Annotated in this window: 14 protein-coding genes; 12 read left to right on the forward strand and 2 right to left on the reverse strand. The window is 63.8% G+C overall.

Annotation, left to right across the window (positions count from 1 at the left end):
- The first annotated feature begins 281 nt into the window (after positions 1-281).
- The 12 genes from B0T39_RS19510 (at position 282) to B0T39_RS19565 (ending at position 12,706) form a co-directional block, all read left to right on the forward strand.
- On the forward strand, positions 282-1,124 hold the full coding sequence (locus B0T39_RS19510) for an isopenicillin N synthase family dioxygenase (RefSeq protein ID WP_081549554.1): 843 nt from the start codon (positions 282-284) through the stop codon (positions 1,122-1,124).
- A 160-nt stretch (positions 1,125-1,284) separates the two neighbouring features.
- Positions 1,285-1,515: a DUF2061 domain-containing protein gene (locus B0T39_RS19515; protein ID WP_019102374.1), complete on the forward strand. Its 231-nt coding sequence runs from the start codon at positions 1,285-1,287 to the stop codon at positions 1,513-1,515.
- A 118-nt stretch (positions 1,516-1,633) separates the two neighbouring features.
- Positions 1,634-2,161, forward strand: a complete 528-nt coding sequence (locus tag B0T39_RS19520; protein ID WP_081549556.1) for a GbsR/MarR family transcriptional regulator — start codon at positions 1,634-1,636, stop codon at positions 2,159-2,161.
- 115 nt (positions 2,162-2,276) lie between these two features.
- On the forward strand, positions 2,277-2,648 hold the full coding sequence (locus B0T39_RS25715) for a hypothetical protein (RefSeq protein ID WP_081549558.1): 372 nt from the start codon (positions 2,277-2,279) through the stop codon (positions 2,646-2,648).
- On the forward strand, positions 2,645-3,484 hold the full coding sequence (locus tag B0T39_RS19530; protein ID WP_081549560.1) for an NAD-dependent epimerase/dehydratase family protein: 840 nt from the start codon (positions 2,645-2,647) through the stop codon (positions 3,482-3,484). The genes B0T39_RS25715 and B0T39_RS19530 overlap by 4 nt, the downstream gene beginning before the upstream one ends.
- Positions 3,481-3,849, forward strand: coding sequence for a DoxX-like family protein (locus B0T39_RS19535; protein ID WP_081549562.1), 369 nt, complete (start codon positions 3,481-3,483; stop codon positions 3,847-3,849). The genes B0T39_RS19530 and B0T39_RS19535 overlap by 4 nt, the downstream gene beginning before the upstream one ends.
- Complete coding sequence (locus B0T39_RS19540) at positions 3,846-4,316, forward strand: DUF2269 family protein (protein WP_081549564.1); 471 nt, start codon at positions 3,846-3,848, stop codon at positions 4,314-4,316. Before B0T39_RS19535 ends, B0T39_RS19540 begins: the two co-directional genes overlap by 4 nt.
- Positions 4,317-4,394: 78 nt before the next feature.
- Positions 4,395-6,551 carry a UvrD-helicase domain-containing protein gene (locus B0T39_RS19545; RefSeq protein ID WP_081549566.1) on the forward strand — a complete coding sequence of 719 codons (2,157 nt, stop codon included), beginning with the start codon at positions 4,395-4,397 and terminating at the stop codon, positions 6,549-6,551.
- 85 nt (positions 6,552-6,636) lie between these two features.
- Positions 6,637-8,349 (forward strand): tetratricopeptide repeat-containing response regulator, encoded by a 1,713-nt coding sequence (locus tag B0T39_RS19550; RefSeq protein ID WP_081549568.1) that lies wholly within the window; start codon positions 6,637-6,639, stop codon positions 8,347-8,349.
- A complete protein-coding gene (locus tag B0T39_RS19555; protein WP_081549570.1) occupies positions 8,337-9,077 on the forward strand; it encodes a LytR/AlgR family response regulator transcription factor in 741 nt (246 codons plus the stop codon). The genes B0T39_RS19550 and B0T39_RS19555 overlap by 13 nt, the downstream gene beginning before the upstream one ends.
- A 228-nt stretch (positions 9,078-9,305) precedes the next feature.
- Positions 9,306-11,006 carry a hydrogenase maturation protein gene (locus B0T39_RS19560; RefSeq protein WP_081549572.1) on the forward strand — a complete coding sequence of 567 codons (1,701 nt, stop codon included), beginning with the start codon at positions 9,306-9,308 and terminating at the stop codon, positions 11,004-11,006.
- A gap of 242 nt (positions 11,007-11,248) precedes the next feature.
- Positions 11,249-12,706, forward strand: a complete 1,458-nt coding sequence (locus B0T39_RS19565) for a sensor domain-containing diguanylate cyclase (RefSeq protein WP_176219609.1) — start codon at positions 11,249-11,251, stop codon at positions 12,704-12,706.
- Positions 12,707-12,729: 23 nt separating this feature from the next.
- Here B0T39_RS19565 and B0T39_RS19570 read toward each other — a convergent pair whose 3' ends face one another.
- On the reverse strand, positions 12,730-14,085 hold the full coding sequence (locus B0T39_RS19570; RefSeq protein WP_081549576.1) for a nucleobase:cation symporter-2 family protein: 1,356 nt from the start codon (positions 14,083-14,085) through the stop codon (positions 12,730-12,732).
- A gap of 111 nt (positions 14,086-14,196) precedes the next feature.
- On the reverse strand, positions 14,197-14,700 hold the full coding sequence (locus tag B0T39_RS19575) for an ureidoglycolate lyase (RefSeq protein WP_081549578.1): 504 nt from the start codon (positions 14,698-14,700) through the stop codon (positions 14,197-14,199).
- Between the last annotated feature and the right edge of the window lie 3 nt (positions 14,701-14,703).

Consider the following 14,703-nt stretch of genomic DNA (forward strand, 5'->3'; position numbering starts at 1 on the left):
TTGCGCAGGCTTTCCAATAGCGGTCTGATCTGTTCGAACTGTTCACGACTTACGTCGCTTGGATAATGGCTTCTTCGCATTCGGCAATTATCTCAGGACGAAAAGATCGTGAACAGGCTCTAAGAACGGGCTCCGAGGCGGCGTTGCCACGACGCGACACCCGCCCCTAAGGACGACGGCTCGCGCTTGGTGATGCCGGAAGGCGCGGGTAGAATCCCAGCCCTCGGCGCCTGCCCCGCCATTGAATGGCAGCGTCCTGCAATCCTCAGGAACCCCACCCCATGAATGTCAGAGTTGTCGACTACCACGCGCCGGACGCGGCGGAACAATTCACCTGCTCGCTGCACGAAACCGGCTTCGGCGTGCTGGTCAATCATCCGGTACCCCAGAACCTGGTCGAAAAAATCTACGCGGACTGGCTCGCCTTCTTCAACAGCCAGGCCAAATACGACTATGCCTTCTCCATGGAGCGCCAGGACGGCTGGTTCTCGCCGGAAGTGTCGGAAACCGCCAAGGGCGCAACCCTGAAGGACATCAAGGAATACTTCCACATCTACCCGTGGGGCCGCGTGCCGCCGCAGCTCAAGGCCGACACCGACCGCTACTACGCCATCGCCAACCAGCTGGCGCAGGAACTGCTGTCCTGGGTGCAGCAATACACCCCAGCCCACATCGCCGCCCACTATACCGAGCCGCTATCGCACATGATCGCGGACAGCCAGAAAACCCTGCTGCGCGTGCTGCGCTACCCGCCGCTGACCGGCCGGGAACCCGCCGGCTCTTTGCGTGCCGCCGCCCACGGCGACATCAACCTGCTAACCATCCTGCCCGCCGCCAACGAGCCCGGCCTGCAAGTGCAGGACAAGCAAGGCGAATGGCTGGACGTGCCCTGTGATTTCGGCACCCTGGTGGTCAATATCGGCGACATGCTGCAAGAAGCCTCGGACGGCTACTATCCGTCCACCCAACACCGCGTGGTCAACCCCAGCGGCGAAGGCGCGACCAAGAGCCGCATCTCGCTGCCGCTGTTCCTGCATCCGCGACCGGAAGTGGTGCTGTCCGAACGCTACACCGCGGACAGCTACCTGAACGAGCGCCTGCGCGAATTAGGCGTCAAACAGTAAGCCCCCGTCGGCGGCAGCCTCCGCGCTGCCGCTGCCCACCTGTCACAATCAAGACAACTAGCTCATTAGCACTACGCTATCGTCCTGAGCGAAAGAATCAACTGGCACACACAAATGATAATGACTATCATTCAGTAAATTCTCACCGTGGAGCCCAGCCATGCTCAAGACCATCACCTTCGCCATCTGCCATTTCACCGTCGCTTTCAGCGTGGCCTATCTACTGACCGGCAATATCGGCGTTTCCAGCCTGCTGGCCCTGGTGGAGCCACTGGTCAACACCGTGGCTTATTACTTCCACGAAAAAGTCTGGGACCGCATCCGCGGCCGCAAGGCCCAAGCCGCCGAAACCGGCGCCGCCGGACACAACGCCCTGTTCCATCAGCACTGACTTCTTCAACACCGTGCTCGCTCTCCGGGCACGGCGCTTTCCTTGCCGCTCCCTCTCGCTATCATGCCAATGAATTTCTGTATTGACAGAAATTTCGGAAACAAATATTGTTAAGCCCATGGAACTGACACCTGTATCTCAACGTTTCGTGCTGCACTGGGGCGAAATGGGCACCCGCTGGGGCGTGAACCGCACCGTTGCGCAAATACACGCGCTGCTGTTCATCACCGGCCGCCCGCTGAACGCCGAGGAACTGGCCGACACCCTCACTGTGGCCCGCTCCAACATCAGCAACAGCCTGAAAGAGCTGCAGAACTGGCAGCTGATCCGCACTGTGCACGTGCTGGGCGACCGCCGCGACCACTTCGAAACCTCCGGCGACGTCTGGGAGCTGTTCCGCATCATCGTGGCGGAGCGACAGCGCCGCGAAATCGAACCCACGCTGCTGGTGCTGAAGGAATGCATGGACAGCCCTGACTTCCAGCAGGAGAGCCCGCTGGCGCAGGAGCGTATTCGCAGCACTTGGCAGTTCATGGACACCTTCACCTCTTGGACTCGGGAAATGCTGCGCTTGTCCACCGCCACGCTGAGCCGGGTGCTGAAGATGGGCGCCAGCATTCAGAAGCTGTTGGGGCGGGATAAATAAGTTCGCCGCGCACGCGGGCGGCGCCGGGCGGCCTTGCGCCGCCGGAAGCCCCGCGAATTTTTTTTGCCATTGCATTTCTGTTTTGACAGAAATTTCAGAAACAAAGGAGAACACCATGAGCGGATTCATCATCAGCATGATTATCGTGCCCCTGTTGTGCAGCCTGCTGTGCTGGTGGCTGTTGGCCAATCCCTTGCGGCAAGTGACCCAGGCGCTGTGCGAACACGGCGCCGGCGGACCCTTCTGGCAACGCGCCTTCTTGATCCTGATCCTGGCCGGACCGCTGCTGGCCGTGCTGCTGTTCGCCCCGGATGCGCCCTCCGCCTCCTTATGGCTGGACATCCGCGGCATCCTGATGTGGGCGCTGCTGGGTGTGGTGGCCCAGTTGCTGGTGCTGCTGCGCCTGGTCTGGCGGCAGGTGGCGCCGCGCCCCATCGCGCAGCAGGCCCAGTCCTTGCCTGCCACACCCCCGGGGGCCGCGCAATGAAGATCCTGCTCTTGGGCGGCAGCGGTTTCATCGGCCGGCCGTTGCGTCAGCTCCTGGAACGAGACGGTCACCACGTTAGCGCGCCAAGCCGCCGCCAGTTGGACCTGCGCCAGCCGCGCGCCGACTGGCGTCACTGGCTGGAAAACGTCGACGTGGTGGTCAACGCCGCCGGCCAACTACTGGACCGGCCGGCCGGCGCGCTGGAAGCCATTCATCACCTGGGACCACTGCAGCTGGCCAGCATGGCCTATCAGGCCGATGTGCGCCGCTGGGGGCAGTTGTCGGCCCTCGGCGCGGATCCGCAAGCGGACACTCTGTTCCTGGCCGGCAAGGGCTGCGGCGACGCCGCCCTGCTGGCCAGCGGCCTGGAGGCGCGCATCGCGCGCCCCTCGCTGATCTACGGTCCACAAGGCGCCAGCAGCCGTCTGCTGCTGCAACTGGCGCGGCTGCCGCTGTGGCTGCTGCCCGATGGCGGCAGCCAATGGGTGCAGCCGGTAGCGCGCGACGACGTGATCGACGGCCTGGCGAGGCTGACCGCGGCCGACGAAGCGCCGGAGGGCGTCGTCGATTTCGTCGGCGCCGAGGCGCTGACGCTGGCCGACTATCTGCGCCAGCTGCGCCAACTGCAAGGCCTGTCCTCGCCCGCCTACATCCTCAACCTGCCGTCTCAAGCCAGCCGGGCGCTGGCGACGCTGGCCGAACGCTGGCCGACCAGCCTGATCAGCCGCGATACCCTGGCCATGCTGAACCGAGGCAGCTGCGGCGACCCGGCCGCCCTCGGCGCGCTGCTGCAACGCGCCCCGCTGGCCAGCGGCCAATTCCGGGAAGCGCCATGACGCCCTCCACGCGCAACATCGAATACGCGCTGGCGGCGCTGTGGCTGTGGAGCGGCCTACAGCCGCCGCTCAGCGCCTGGGACGCGTCCATCGTCATGCTGCAACGCTTGCCGCTACCCGCCGGCTGGGCCGCGCCGCTCTTCCTCGCCGCCTGCGGCCTGGACCTCGCCTTCGGTCTACTGACCCTACTACGCCCCTGCCGCGCCTTGTGGCGGACCCAGGCCGCCGTGGTCGCCGGTTACAGCCTGACGCTGGTGATCTGGCTGCCGGAAAACTGGCTGCATCCGTTCGCCCCCTTAGTGAAAAATCTGCCCATCCTGGCCATGCTGCTGTGGCTGGGCGCTCGCCGGGAGACTTCCTCATGAACGCCTATCTCGTGGTCAAAACCCTGCACATCCTATCCGCCACCCTGATGGTGGGCACTGGCTTCGGCTCCGCCTTCTATCTGTTCTTCGCCAACCGCGGCCGCCAGAGCGCGGCCCAGGCCGAAGTGGCGCGGCTGGTGGTGCGCGCCGACTGGTGGTTCACCACGCCGGCGGTGATTTTTCAGCCTCTGTCCGGCCTGTGGCTGGCGCGGCAGGCCGATTGGCCTCTCGCCAGCGGCTGGCTGCTCGCCTCCATCGGCCTGTTCCTGTTCGCCGGCCTGTGCTGGCTGCCGGTGCTGCGGCTGCAAACCCGCATGGCGGCGATGGCGCGCGCCGCCATCGCCGCCGGCCAGTCGCTGCCGGCGCGCTACTGGCGCTACGCCCGCTATTGGGAATGCCTGGGCTATCCGGCGTTTTGCGCGATGCTGGCGGTGTATTTCCTGATGGTGCTGAAGCCGACGATGTAAGCAACGGCGCGCCAAAACCGCCACGCCGCACGCCTAGTGTAAAATGGCGTTTTGCCTGAACCAGATAGACACCTCGCCATGACAGATCTCCTCGCCGGCCTCAATCCAGAACAACTGCGCGCCGTCACCTGGCCCGACAAGAGCGCGCTGGTGCTGGCCGGCGCGGGCAGCGGCAAAACCCGGGTGCTGACCACCCGCATCGCCTGGCTGTTGTCCACCGGGCAAACCAGCCCCAGCGGCGTTCTGGCAGTGACCTTCACTAACAAGGCCGCGCGCGAGATGCAGACCCGGCTGGCGAGCATGGTGCCGGTCAACGTGCGCACCATGTGGATAGGCACCTTCCACGGCCTGTGCAACCGCTTCCTGCGCTCCCACTACCGCGACGCCGGCCTGCCGCAGACCTTCCAGATACTGGACTCTGCCGACCAACAGGCGGCGATCAAGCGCCTGCTGAAAAGCCTGGAACTGTCCGACGAGAAATTCCCGCCGCGCGCGGTGCAAAGCTTCATCAACGGCAGCAAGGAAGCCGGCCTGCGCGCCGACAAGCTGCCGCCGGCGCTCAATCCCTACGAAGCCAAGCTGGTGGAGCTGTACGCCGCCTACGACGCCCAATGCCGCCGCGAAGGCGTGGTGGACTTCGCCGAGCTACTGTTGCGCAGTTACGAACTGCTGAGCGCCAACCAGGCGCTGCGCCAGCACTATTGCAGCCGCTTCCGCCACATCCTGGTGGACGAGTTCCAGGACACCAACCGCCTGCAATACGCCTGGCTCAAGCTCTTGGCCGGCGACGGCGGCTCCTTGTTCGCCGTCGGCGACGACGACCAGAGCATCTACGCCTTCCGCGGCGCGGAAGTGGGCAATATGCGCTCCCTGCTGAACGATTTCTCGGTCAGCGAGCCGGTGCGCCTGGAGCAGAACTACCGCTCGATGGGCAATATCCTCAACGCCGCCAACGCGCTGATCGAGCAGAACGACGGCCGGCTGGGCAAGAATCTGTGGACCGACGCCGGCGAGGGCGAAAAGATCCGCCTGTTCGAAGCCTATTCCGACGGCGAGGAAGCCGAATTCATCAGCGACGAGGTGCGCAGCCTCAAGCGGGACGGCTTCAACCTGTCCGACATGGCCATTCTCTACCGCTCCAACGCCCAGTCGCGCTTGCTGGAGCATGTGCTGGTCAACGCCCAGATTCCCTACCGCATCTACGGCGGCCTGCGCTTCTTCGAACGCCAGGAAGTCAAGCACGCGCTGGCTTATCTGCGCCTGATCGCCAACCCGGAAGACGACAACGCGCTGCTGCGCGTGATCAATGTGCCGGCGCGCGGCATCGGCGCGCGCACGGTGGAAGGCCTGCAAGCGGTCAGCCGCGAGCAGGGTGTCACCCTGTGGCAGGCCGCCTGCGCCTCCGGCGGCGGCCGCACCGCGGCCAAACTGGGCGAGTTCGTGCTGCTGGTGGAACGCATGCGCGAACGGGGCCGCGAGCTGCCGCTGGCCGAAGCCGTCAGCCTGGCCATAGACGACTCCGGCCTGCGCGCGATGTACGAGCAGGACAAGAAGGAAGGCGAAGAACGGCTGGCCAACCTGGACGAATTGATCAACGCCGCCGCGGGCTTCATGCCGGACGAGCCGGCGCAGGCGCTGACCGAATTCCTCAGCGCCGCCAGCCTGGAAGCCGGCGAACACCAGGCCGAAGCCGGCAGCGACGCGTTGCAACTGATGACGGTGCACGCCGCCAAGGGCCTGGAATTCGACGCCGTCTTCGTCTCCGGCCTGGAAGAAGGCCTGTTCCCGCACGAAAACAGCATGAACGACGGCAAGGGTCTGCAGGAAGAACGCCGGCTGATGTACGTAGCCATCACCCGCGCCCGCCAGCGGCTCTATCTGTCCAACGCGCAAAGCCGCATGCTGCACGGCCAGAGCCGCTATCCAATACGCTCGCGCTTCGTCGACGAAATCCCGACGGAGCTCACCCACGACCTATCTGCTAAAGTGAAAGCGCCGGCCAAGACAAATGCATCGGCAAACGCATCCTGGCGCACGGTCCCCAAGGTGGGCCGCGTGGCCGCAGACAACAGCCAGGGCTTCCGCATCGGCCAATCCGTCGAGCACGCCAAGTTCGGCAGCGGCGTGGTGATCAACGCCGAAGGCGGCGGCGAGGATGTGCGCCTGCAAATCAACTTCGCCGAACACGGTGTGAAGTGGCTGGATCTGCGCTACGCCAAGCTGAGCGCCGGCTAAGCCTCTCGCCGCGGCGACGGCCGCTTGAGCGATTTTTGTAAGTCGCACTGATGACAGTTTGCGGAGAATCGTCAAAGATAGCGAGATGAGCACAGCCAACACCAACTCGACCACCTTCCAAAGCGTTGCCGCCGCCAAAACCGGCGCCTCGCCGCGGAAGAACTACGACGACCCGTACAGCAAGCGCCTGTTCCTGATCATCGACAGCCTGCCGGAAATGCAGCGTGCGCTGGCGATGACTCTATCCTCCTTCGGCGCCGACAAGGTGGAGTACGCCAGCAAGGCCGGCGACGCGCTGGCCAAGATGGGTAAATACGAGTTCGACGTAGTGCTGTGCGACTACGATCTGGGCAACGGCTACGACGGCCTCTACCTGTTCGAGGAAGTCAAAGAACGCAATCTGATCAAACAATCCTGCGTGTTCATGATCGTCACCGGCGAGCGCCGTTCCCAGCGCGTGATCTCCGCCGCGGAGTTGGGGCCGGACGACTACCTGCTCAAACCCTTCACCGGCGAAGTGTTGCGCGAGCGGCTGGAGAAGGCGATGCGCCGCCGCGAAGCCTTCCGCCTCGTGGACGAGGCCATCATGCGCCACGAATACCTGAGCGCTATCGAAGTCTGCTCGCGTCTGATCAGCGAGCGCGGCGAGTTCACGCTGGACTTCATGAAACTCAAGGGCTCGCTGGCGCTGAAGATAGGCGACTTCGACAGCGCGCGTTCCTTGTACATGGACGTGTTGCGCATCAAGCCAGTGCCCTGGGCCAAAATGGGCCTGGCCAAATCGCTGACCGGCCTGAAAGCCTATGACGAGGCGCGGCTGCTGTTCGAAGAAGTCCTCACCGACAACGACCGGGTGATGGAAGCCTACGACTGGCTGGCCAAACTCTACCGCAGCAACCACAACCTGGACGAAGCCCAGGCCACCTTGAAGCAAGCCACCGACATCTCCCCGGTAGTTTTCCGCCGTCAGCAACAGCTGGCGGAAGTGGCCCTGCTCAACAATCAGTTGGAGGTGGCGGAAAACGCCTGCCAAACCACGCTGGACATCGCCAAATACACCTGGCACCGCAGCCCCACTCACTACGCCGCGCTGGCGCGGGTGCAACTGGCGCGCGGCGACACCGCCAACGTCGGCCGCACCCTGTCCAATCTGCGCCGCGACTATCGCTACAACGAAGAAGGCGAGTGGATGGCTTCCGTGGTGGACAGCCAGCTGCAAAGCAAGAAAGGCAACCGCGACAAGGCACGCCAGTTATTTGGCGACGCCGAAGCCAAGTTCCGCCAGCTGGCGCCCAAGCTCAGCAGCGACGCGCAGATGGAGTTCGCCCGTGCCTGCTACGCTCAGGGCCACAAGGACGCCGGCAACAACGTGATGCGCGATCTGGTGCGCAACCATCACGACGACGAGGAACTGCTCGCGCGCTTTGGGGACATGTTCGAAGAAGTGGGCCTGGGCGAAGACGGCCGCCAGCTGATCGCGGACAACGTGCAATCGGTGCTGGAGCTCAACAACCAGGCGGTGCGCGAAGCCCAGGCCGGGCAATTCGACTCCGCCATCGAACGCTTCGTCAAAGCCCACGAGGAAATGCCGCAAAACATCCAGGTCATGCTCAACCTGATCAACGCCACCATGGCCTACGTCCACCGTCAGGGCTGGCATGAAAGCCATATGCGCCGCGCCCACGACATGCTGAGCAAGGTGCGCGACATCGCCCCCACCAACAACAAGTTCCAGAAAATCCTTCAAGCCTGGCGCATGCTGGTGGAGAAGCTGGGCAAACCGCAATGGGTGCTGTAAACCCCTGGCAAGACTGGCGCGCGCTGGTGGTGGACGACGAGCCGCTGGCCTGTGAACGACTGCGCCAGCTCTTGCGCGAACAGGGGCTGCAACACGTCGACTGCCTGACCGATAGCCGCCAGGCCATGGCCTGGCTGACGCAGAACCTAGCCGACATCGTGCTGGCCGACATCTCCATGCCCGGCGTTTCCGGCCTGGAACTGGCCCAGCAGCTGCGCCGCCAGCCGTTGGCGCCGCAGCTGATCTTCACCACCGCCCATGAACAGTACGCGGTCAACGCCTTTGAACTGGAAGCCATAGACTACCTGCTCAAACCGGTGCGCCGCGAACGGCTGCGCCAGGCGCTGGAGCGCGCCTGCCGCCAGCGCGGCGATGCGCCGCAGCCGGAAGCCAGCTTCACCGTGCGCCAACGCGACCGCCTGCTGCCCATCCCTTTCTCCCAAGCCCGTTATCTCAAAGCCGAACTCAAATACGTCACCCTGGTGACCCCGGACGCGGAATACCTGCTGGACGAAACCCTGATCGCACTGGAACAACGCCTGGGCGACGCCGCCGTGCGCATCCACCGCAATTGCCTGGTGATGCGTCACGCGCTGCGCGAACTGTTCCGCGCCAACATCGACGGCGAGGAACAATGGCAAGTACGCTTGGCCGACATCGGCCAGCCGCTGCCGGTCAGCCGGCGGCAGCTGGCCGGCATCAAGCAATGCCTGCACCAGCAGGACTAGGCTCGCCCTCCCCACCCCGCGCGCCGTCGCCATATATACAGATCACAAAACCAAAGCATCTGTAATCATTGATGGCAGAAAGCTGCGTTCTGATTTTCAATCGCATCAAGCTTGACTTTAGTCATTTGTCATTATCAGAACTAAAACTATCATCCTCGCCCATGCGCACGGTTCGCGCGGCAGCGTCCCGCCGCCGGCCATGCATTCATTTTTGGGCAAGGAGCGGTCATGCGGTCATTGAAAATCATCTTGTTGTCGTCGGCGTTCAACGGTCTCACCCAACGCGCCTGGCTGGAATTGCGCCAGTCCGGCCACCAAGTCAGCGTGCAGCTGTTCACCAACGAGCAGGAAGTCGGCGCCAACATCCAGCAATCCGGCGCCGATCTCGTCATCTGCCCCTTCCTCAAGGACCGGGTGCCGGAAACCCTGTGGCGCGACGCCAGCCGGCCGGTGGTCATCATCCATCCCGGCATCGTCGGCGACCGCGGCGCCTCGGCGCTGGATTGGGCCATCACCCTGCGAGCAAAACGCTGGGGCGTCACCGCGCTGCAAGCGGTGGAGGAAATGGACGCCGGCCCGATCTGGTCCAGCTGCGAATTCGACATGCCGCCGGACGTGCGCAAATCCGAGCTCTACAACGGCCCGGTCAGCGACGCCGCCATGTATTGCATCCGCGACGTGGTGGAGAAGTTCGGCACCGGCTTCGCGCCCGCGCCGCTGGACTACGGCCAAGCGCATGTGCGCGGCCGGCTGCAGCCCAATATGAAACAAAGCGACCGCGCCTTCCTGTGGCAACAGCCCGCCGTAGAGATCAAGCGCCGCATCGACGCCGCCGACGGCCAGCCCGGCGTGCTGACGCAACTGGCCGGCGGAGACTACTACGTCTACGACGCCCATCTGGACTATCGCGCCGGCCAGCCGGGGCAGCTGCTGGCAGTGCACGACGACGCCGTGCTGGTGGGCGCCGGCGAGCACAGCCTGTGGCTGGGCGCGCTGCGCCGCAAACCGGAGGCCGGCGAGGAAACCTTCAAGCGCCCGGCGCGACATGTGCTGGCCGGCTTGCTGGACGGCGTGCCGCGGCTGGACTGGTCCATCAACACCCACCCGCACTGCGAAGAAAGCTACCAGCCTATCCGCTACCGCGAATACGGCCGCGTCGGCGAACTCACCTTCGAGTTCTACAACGGCGCGATGAGTACCGAACAATGCCAACGGCTGAGCGAGGCGCTGCGCTGGGCCAAAGCTCAGGACACCAGCGTGCTGCTGGTGCGCGGTGGCCGCGGCAGCTTCAGCAACGGCGTCCACCTCAACGTGATCCAGGCCGCGCCGGAGCCAGGTTTGGAGGCATGGGCCAATATCCAGGCCATCGACGACGTCTGCCAGGAAATGCTGACCGCGCGCCAACTGGTGGTGTCAGGCTTGACCGGCAACGCCGGCGCCGGCGGCGTGATGCTGGCCTTGGCAGCCGATCTGGTCTTCGCCCGCGGCGGCGTGGTGCTTAACCCTCATTACAAGACCATGGGCCTGTACGGCTCGGAATACTGGACCTACAGCCTGCCGCGCGCGGTGGGCGAAGAACAGGCCCGGCAGCTGACCGACGCCTGCCTACCGCTGAGCGCGCGCGAAGCCTGGCGTCTGGGCATGGTTCACGACATCGGCCCGCACGACCCGCACGACTTCGGCGTCTGGTTGCGGCAAGCCGCCGGGCTGGCGCTGAATGACGACCGTTTCCGCCCGCAGCGCGCGCGCAAGGCTGAGCTGGACTTGGAGCGGATGGAGCGCTGCCGCCAGGCCGAGCTGCTGGAGATGCGCCAGGACATGGTGGAAAACCGCGGCCAGTTTTTGGAGAAATGCCGCAATTTTGTGTTCAAGCGCAAAGCCTGCGGTACGCCGCAACGCTTGGTCGCCGATTGGGCTCAAGCACGCTAAGAACCTGTCACACTGTTCTCTTCCTCAAACGGCCCGCCTTCGCGGGCCGTTTGATTTCAATTTCATGACGAAAAACAACAGTATTGTTTTACGTACAACTACTTAAAACCCGCTTTTTCATCAGCCAAAGCTAAAAAATAACCGCGCCTTCTTATAAAATCTATCATCTCCTCTTTCCCCCTTCCTACGGTTGCTACATGCGGACACGGCTGGTTTATGCAGGATGCATCGCGATATGGCTGGTGCTGAGTGCGCTAGTCGCCCTGTCGATCGCCAGTCACGCGCTGCTGGGCGCTGAGCAACAATTCAATCGCGACGCCCTGCTGCTCTCCGAACAGCTCAATCAAAAGCTGCAAAGTCATGAAACCGTGCTGGACAGCTACGCCACATTCAGCGCGCTGGACCGCCGCAGCGATCTGCCGTCCGAAAAAAGGCTGGCCCGACAACTGCTGCGCCGCTATCCGCCAATCCAGTGGCTGGGTCATATAGAACGCATCAGCCCCGACCAGTTGCCGATATTCGGCCAACGCCTGAAGCAACTGTACGGCCAAGCGCTGCCCATGCCCGCCGCCAGCGGCGACGGTTGGGGAGGCCGCTTTGGCCTGTTTCCACTCGTCTTCATCGAACCCATGCCCCAGTCCAGCCTGCTGGCCGCGGACCTGGGCCGGCTGCAAGCCGCGCGCCAAGCTCTGCAGAATGCGCTGGAAAGCGGCCGGATGGAAATCTCCAGTCAGATCAAACTGCCCGGTCTCCCGGCCGGCTACCTGCTCATCCGCGCCATGGACGACATGCTGAGCAAACCGCTGGCCGCCTCTCTGGCGCCGGCGCACTTCGCCGCCATGGCAATACGCGCCGACAGCCTGCTGCCCAGCCCGCTGTCGCTGCGGGAAGGCGTGGAAGTTCGCCTGTTCCACCGCAACGATCCGCCGCCCGGCCCACCCGCCCTGCTGCGCGGTCCCGAACGCGCCAGCGCCTTGGAAACCCTGCTGTTCCCGCGCTTGGAAGCCCGCCACCCGCTGGGCGGCGCGAACCAGCCGCTCTTGCTCACCATCAACCAGCAACTGGGCTGGCGGCAGATCGGCACGTTCGAATGGGGCATGCTGCTGGTCCTGTCGCTGGCTTTGCTGACCGGCCTGCTGTTGGTGTCCCATCACTACCTGCAATTGGCGCACGGCCGCCGCCAGCGTGAAAACCAGCTGTTCTATCTGGCCAACCACGACCGCCTGACAGGACTGGCCAACCGCAACTTGTTCTACGACCGGCTGCAGCACGCCATCTCGCGCGTGGATCGCAGCGGCAAACGGCTGGCCCTGCTGTTTCTGGACTTGGACCGCTTCAAACCGGTCAACGACACCTACGGCCACATCACCGGCGACCGCATCCTGCAACTGATCGCAGCCCGCATCAAGGAAGAATTGCGCGGCGAAGACACGGTGGCGCGGCTGGGCGGCGATGAATTCGTGGTGTTGATGGAAGACATCGAATCCAACCGCGAAGCGGACAAAATCGTCAATCGCCTGAAGCAAGTGATTCATCAACCCTACGAGGTCAACGATCATTTGATTTCGGTGGGCGTCAGCATCGGCATCGCCTATTACCCGGAGGACGGCTTGTTGATCGACGAGTTGCTGACGGTGGCGGACCGGAAGATGTACGGGAATAAGCGCGAGATCGCGGCAGCGGGCGCCGAAACCGCCTGATCCCGGCCGCCGCAATCCCCCCTCTAATGCGCCGCCTCCCCAAGCGCGACGCCGGACGACGCCGTTTCCCGCGGCCGCGCCAAGCCGTTGAACCAGACATTCAGCGCCACCGCGCTAACCGTGGCCAGCAAGATGCCGCTATGCAACAAGGGCGCCAGCACTTCCGGCAATTGCCGGAAAAAGCCGGGCGACACCGTCGGAATCATGCCCAGGCCCAGGCTGATGGCCACCACCAGCAGATTGTGCCGCTGCGTCTGATAATCCACCTTGCCCAGAATCTTGATCCCGGTGGCCAGCACCATGCCAAACATCACCAGGCCGGCTCCGCCCAACACAAAGGGCGGAATAGACGCCACGATCAGCGACATCTTGGGCACCAGGCCAAACACCACGAGAATGCCGCCGGCCATCACACACACCCAGCGGCTGCTGACCCCGGTGACGCCCACCAGGCCGACATTCTGGGAAAACGAGGTATGGGGGAAGGAGTTGAACAGGCCGCCTATCACCGTGCCCAGCGCATCCACCCGCAGGCCTCTCACCAAGGCGGCCCTGTCCACCGGACGCTCCACAATCTCTCCCAGCGCCAGGAACATGCCCATGGATTCCACAAAAATGATCAGCATCACCACGGTCAACGTCAGGATGGACCACAGTTCAAAACGCGGCATGCCGAAACGGAAGGGCGCGATGGGCGCGAACCAAGCCGCCTCCCCCAAGCCGCCCAAGTTGACCTTGCCCAGCAGCAAGGCTAGGGCAAAGCCGAACAACAAACCCAGCAATACCGCGATATTGCAGAAGAAACCTTTCAGATAACGGGTAACCAGAAGAATGAACACCAGCACCGCCACCGATACCCCCAGATAGAGCGGATGGCCATAGTCCGGGTTGCCTCTGCCGCCGGCGGCCCAGTCGATGCCAACCCGGATGATGGACAGGCCGATGGAGGTGATCACCACCCCGGTGACCAGCGGTGGAAACAAGCCGATCAATCGCCCCATCAGCGGCACCATCAACAAGCTGAGCACCCCGGCGCCGATGGTGGCCCCGAAAATGCCGGGCAAACCCAGCGCCGGATTGCCGCCAATCGCCACCATCGGCCCCACCGCGGCGAAAGTCACCGCCATGATGACCGGCAGCCGGATGCCCAGACCGCGAACGCCCAAGCACTGCAATAAGGTCACCACCCCGCAACAGAACAGGTCCGCGCTGATCAAGAACGCGATTTGCTCCTTGGGCAAGCCCAGAGAACTGCCGATGATCAGCGGCACAGCCACCGCACCGGCGTACATCACCAACACATGTTGCAGGCCCAGAGTGAACAGCTTGCCCAAGGGCAGGCGTTGATCCACCGGGTGCACCGACAGCTTGGAATCCATGCACGTCTCCTTTGTAGATGCCGGGCCGCTTTTTCAAACGCCGCCGCCCTGACGACTTGCGGGTATTACACAACCGACTCCTTGACCGCTAAAAAAGGAGGCCGACGCAGGCTAACCAGCGCCGACCGATTGGATGAGATAAGACTGCGACAGCATCGCCTCGTCGCAATTGTCGCCGGCGCCGATGCGGTCCAGCAGGATGAAATCGCCGGCCCGCTCCAGACAGGTCAGCGGGTGGTGCCAGGTGCCGCGGTGGTAGTTGACGCCCTGATCGCCGCGCGCCAGAAAGGCGCGGACCCGGCTTTCGTCCGGCCGGTCGCCGACGCCAGCCGGCGCCACCACCACCACGCAAGCGACGCCGTTGCAAGGGATGAAAGCCTGGCTGCCCAGCGGATGCCGTTCCAGCATGCGGATCTCCAGCGGCAGGCGATGCGCGTCGCCGCGCGCCATGCTGATGCCGGGCTGGCCGCCGCCGGCCTCCACCAGGCCCAGCCGGTGATAGCGGCGAGTGCTGCCCTGATTGATAGGAAACCAATCGCTGCCGTCGATTTCGATCACATCGCCAAACGGGGCGAACGCCTGTTTGGTCAACGGTTCCAAGCTTAGAATCCTCATGCC

The organism is Chromobacterium haemolyticum (genome assembly GCF_002081825.1).
Taxonomy (GTDB): Bacteria; Pseudomonadota; Gammaproteobacteria; order Burkholderiales; family Chromobacteriaceae; genus Chromobacterium; species Chromobacterium fluminis.